The organism is Saccharothrix hoggarensis, from assembly GCF_042678885.1.
GTDB classification, from domain to species: domain Bacteria; phylum Actinomycetota; class Actinomycetes; order Mycobacteriales; family Pseudonocardiaceae; genus Actinosynnema; species Actinosynnema hoggarensis.
Window position 1 is genome coordinate 1 of the sequence record NZ_JBHTLK010000380.1, and the last position, 3,751, is coordinate 3,751.

The 3,751-nt window shown below is 73.0% G+C and carries 2 protein-coding genes; both read left to right on the plus strand.

The genetic code is table 11. The features are described 5' to 3' along the window. Nucleotides 1-120 precede the first annotated feature (120 nt). Complete coding sequence (locus ACFQ3T_RS35090) at nucleotides 121-1,782, plus strand: hypothetical protein (RefSeq protein WP_380730198.1); 1,662 nt, start codon at nucleotides 121-123, stop codon at nucleotides 1,780-1,782. A gap of 126 nt (nucleotides 1,783-1,908) precedes the next feature. After that, nucleotides 1,909-3,751 (plus strand): hypothetical protein (locus tag ACFQ3T_RS35095; RefSeq protein WP_380730200.1); only part of this gene is annotated, 1,843 nt, incomplete at its 3' end.

Below are 3,751 nucleotides of genomic sequence, written 5' to 3' on the forward strand. Positions count from 1 at the left end.
CGCCGTGCCGCCCGCGCCGGGCCGGCCGGCGCAGCCGCCGTCACGGCCGGTGCGCGCGTCGCGCCCGGTCGACGACGAGGACGACGACAACCAGCCCTGGTGACGAGGAGAGCCTGAACCATGACCGCCCCCGAGACCCCGATCTCCTCACCGCCCGGCATGGAGATCACCGAGCAGAACAAGTTCAAGGGCTCCCTGTTCATCTCGGCGTGGGACGAGATGATCACCACCATCGGCAAGGACGCCGAGACCGAGACCGAGAAGGCGCTGGACATCACGTTCGCGGCGATCGGCACGGCGTCGTCGATGGCGATGCTGGCGGTCGACCCGTTCGGCACCATCCTGGGCGCGGGCATCGGCTGGCTCATCGAGCACGTGTCGTTCCTCAAAGAACCGCTCGACCAGCTGATGGGCGACCCCGACGAGATCAACGCCAACGTCGAGGCGACCAAGAAGCAGGCCGCCGAGCTGCGCGTGCTGGCCGAGGACCACCGCAAGGGCCTGGTCACGTTCGACGGGTGGACCGGCGCCTCGTCCGAGGCGTTCCAGAAGAACATGGACACGATGGGCCAGGAGCTGGACTCCCTGGCCAACGCGGTCGAGCAGAAGGCCAAGATCGTCGCCATCTGCGGCGTGCTGGTGTCCGTGCTGCGGGACATCGTGCGCGACCTGATCGCCCAGCTGCTCGGCTCCCTGCTCGCGGGCGCGATCGCGGCGGCCGCGGCGGCGTTCTTCACCTTCGGCGCGTCGATCGTCGCGTTCATCGGCGTGGCGGTCGGCAAGGCCGTGGCGCTGGGCGTGAACATCGCGTCCCGGATCGCCCGCGTCACCGCCGCGCTCGGCAGGCAGATGGGCCGGATCAAGAACCTCGACGACATCACCGAGAAGGTCGGCAAGGGCTGGAACCGGTTCGAGAACATCGCCGACGTCGCCGAGGTCGGCTACGAGTCGTGGAAGGCGCAGAAGGGCGTCGACCGCGAGATCGACAAGGCGCTGGCCAAGGACGTGCAGGACGACAAGGTCGCCGACGCCAACAAGAAGGCCGAGGACGCCAACGAGCGGTACACCAAGGCCAAGGAGGCGGAGGCGGCGGCCGCCGAGGAGGCCAAGAAGGCCAACGAGGACCTGAACGCGGCGGCCGAGAAGGCGAGCGACGCCAACGACCGGGCCAACGCGTTCGTCACCGAGGCCAACGCCGCCGCGGCACGCGGTGACCAGGCCGGCCGGGACGCCGCGATGGCCAAGTACGAGGCGGCCAAGGCCGAGGCCGACACCGCCCGCGCCGACGCCGCCCGGTTGGCCGAGAAGTCCGCGCAGGAGAGCCGGGACGTCGCCGACGCGGCCAAGGCCAGCAACGACGCGCTGATCGCGGCGAAGCCCGCCGACGAGGCCGCCAAGGCCGCCTACGAGGAGTACAAGCGCAACAACCCCGGCCCGGACGACCCCGCGCGCGCGTCCGCCGAGAGCGACATGGCGGCGAAGAACGACGCGGCGAAGGAGGCGAACGCCCGGTACTCGCAGGCCAACGCCGACTTCGCGGCGGCCAACGCGGCGGCGGCCGAGGCCAACGCCAAGGCGTTCGCGTCGGGCAGCGAGGCCGACATCAAGGCGGCCGAGGAGGCGTCGCGCAAGGCCGAGCAGGCGGGCGCCACCGTCGAGCAGGCCGTGAACGACGCGAAGTCGGCCGGTGAGGCGGCGAAGTCCAGCTACGAGTCGTTCCAGTCGAAGTACTCGCAGCCGGACCCGAACGCGACGTCCACCAGTTCCGCCCAGGCCGGCTAGCGCCGCCGCCGGCTCGGTACCACTCGGCCGGTCCCGGCCCCGCACTACCGGCCCGGCACTACCGGCCCCCGCACCCCCGGCACTGCACTCCCGGCACTGCCCACCTGAGAACTCCGGAGAAGCAACATGGCACGCGGTGGTGGCGTCGACGGCAACCCGAGCTCCTCGGGCGGCAACCAGTCCGCGCCACCACCGTCCCCGCCGCCCTCGTCGGGCGGGCCGACGGGCAACTCCGGGTTCGGCATGAACGAGTCGTCCATGCAGGGGTTGCAGAGCAAGGCCGGTGACCTGCAGTCGAGGTTGGCGGCGATCTCGGCCGGGCTGCAGGGGTTGAAGCTGGGGCCGAACGCGCTGGGGCCGATCGGGATCGTCGCCGTGCCCGCGTTGAACAACTCGAACGACGCGTCGGTGAAGCAGGCGAACAACGCCTCGACCGCGATGGGCAACGTCCAGTCGGGGCTGAGGGCCACGGCGCAGACGCACGTGCAGAACGACCAGTTCAGCAAGGACCAGTTCAGCAAGATCGACCCGAACTCGAACGCCCAGCGGCCGCCCGGTTCGCCCGGCAGCGGGCCGCTGGGCGCGAAGGGTCCCGGCGGCCCTGCCGTGACGCCGGTGCAGAAGGTGCCCGGCGCGTCCGGCCCGGACGGGTCGGGTGGCGGGAAGGGGCCCGGCGGACCGGCCGTGACGCCCGTGCAGAAGGTGCCGGGTGCGTCGGGGCCGAACGGTTCGGGTGGCGCGAAGAGTCCCGGCGGACCGGCCGTGACGCCGGTGCACAAGGTGCCCGGCGCTTCGGGGCCTGATCCGTCCGGCGGGTCGAAGGGTTCCGGCGGGCGGTCGGTGGGGCCGATCACCAACGTTCCCGGCGCCTCCGGACCCACCTCGCCCGGTGGTTCGAAGGGTCTCGGCGGACCTCCGGTCAGCCCGATCACCAACGTCCCCGGCGCGTCCGGACCCAACACCCAGGCAGGTCCCAAGGGCTTGGGCGGACCTTCGGTCGGGCCGATCACCAACGTCCCCGGCGCTTCCGGACCCAACTCGCCCGGTGGTTCCAAGGGGACTGCCGGGCCGCCGGTCAGCCCCATCACCCCCGTGGCCGGTGCCTCCGGCTCGAACTCGCCGGGTGCTCCGAAGGGGACCGGCGGGGTTGGCGGTTCCCCCGTAGGGCCGATCGGCAACGTGGCGGGCGGTTCAGGCGGCTCGCGCACCCCGGGTGGCACCGCGGGCGGCACGACGTTGAGCCCGGCGCCGAGCACCGGTGTGTCCACTCAGCCCGGTGCGAACACGGCGGCGCGCAGCATCTCCAGCGCCCTGTCCGGCGCTCCCACCGCCACGCCGCCCCCGATGGCAGGCGGTCCGATGGCGTCCGGCGCACCGGGTGCCTCGGGTGCGGGCGACCGTTCGAGCAAGTTCACCGCCGGTCCGGGCAAGGGCACGTTCGACGCCCCCAAGGCCGCGGCGGGCGACGGCACCATCAGCAAGGCGCCGGTCTCCTCGCCCTCGACACCGCCCCAGGCCCCGAAGCCGACCACCGACGCCCCCAGCACGGCCACCGCACCCCCGTCGACCACCCCGAAGCCGACGTCCAACGCCCCGTCCCCCGCCGGCACCCCGCCGTTGTCCCCGATGGCAGCCGCCCCGGCCGCGGGTGCTCCCGCCGCGACCCCGTCGACGGACCGCTCCAGCAAGTTCACCGGCGGCCCGGGCAAGGGCACGTTCGACGCCCCGAAGCTCCCCGCAGACGACGGCACGATCACCAAGGCGCCCAAGAACGACCCAGCCACACCCCCTCCCGCCCCACGCCCCACCGCACCCCCATCACCGCCCGCACCCACAACCTCCACCCCCACCAGCACCCCTCCAGCCAGCACCCCGACCAACCCCACACCCCCGACCGCGCGCCCCACCACGCCGCCGGTCACCACGACGCCGACCACGACGCCGCCGACCGCGACGCCGCCGGCCGCCG

Excerpts from the sequence above, each read along its gene's own strand:
- ACFQ3T_RS35090 (WP_380730198.1), top strand. The coding sequence starts at position 121 with ATGACCGCCCCCGAGACCCCGATCTCCTCACCGCCCGGCATGGAGATC.